This is a genomic window from Herbaspirillum frisingense GSF30 (assembly GCF_000300975.2).
GTDB lineage: Bacteria > Pseudomonadota > Gammaproteobacteria > Burkholderiales > Burkholderiaceae_D > Herbaspirillum > Herbaspirillum frisingense.
Map to the genome: position 1 here is coordinate 1 of NZ_AEEC02000088.1, position 501 is coordinate 501.

1 protein-coding gene is annotated in these 501 nt (G+C 45.5%); it reads left to right on the forward strand.

Going from position 1 to position 501, the window contains the following annotated elements; all coding sequences use genetic code 11:
• Window positions 1–160: 160 nt before the first annotated feature.
• On the forward strand, window positions 161–501 hold a 341-nt coding region (locus HFRIS_RS24425; RefSeq protein ID WP_006465714.1), incomplete at its 3' end, for a P-loop NTPase fold protein.

Here is a 501-nt window from a genome sequence, read left to right on the forward strand (position 1 = left end):
AAATTTTCACCACGACGCGCGATGAAGCCGGTCCCACTCGACAGTAAGGTATCCCTGAAATACATTTCGATACGCAAGGCTTGAAGAGAAGGTAGTGCTACATTCATAAGTGGATGCAAGTAGATATTTTTCCGAAAATCATCAACCTAAGAGGAAATTCATGTCGCTAGAAGAAACCAAATCCCAACTCATCCACATGTTAGAGCAAGACGACGCCAAGGTCATCGCTCTATCGGGAAAATGGGGGACGGGGAAAAGCTATATGTGGGAGCAAATAAAGAAGAGTGAAGTCGCGTTTGCGAAGGATGCTCTTTACGCGTCCGTGTTCGGCCTTTCTTCCATCGATCTCGTTAAGTTGAAGTTGATTCAAAGCGCCGCAAAATCTGTTGATGAATTTCCCGCATTGACTGAAGGGATCAAAAGGACCTGGGGCGCTTTTAGTAAAGTGGCGGAAGGATTTCACAAAGGATTTGCGGCCTTGAATGACATCGGCTTAATTCT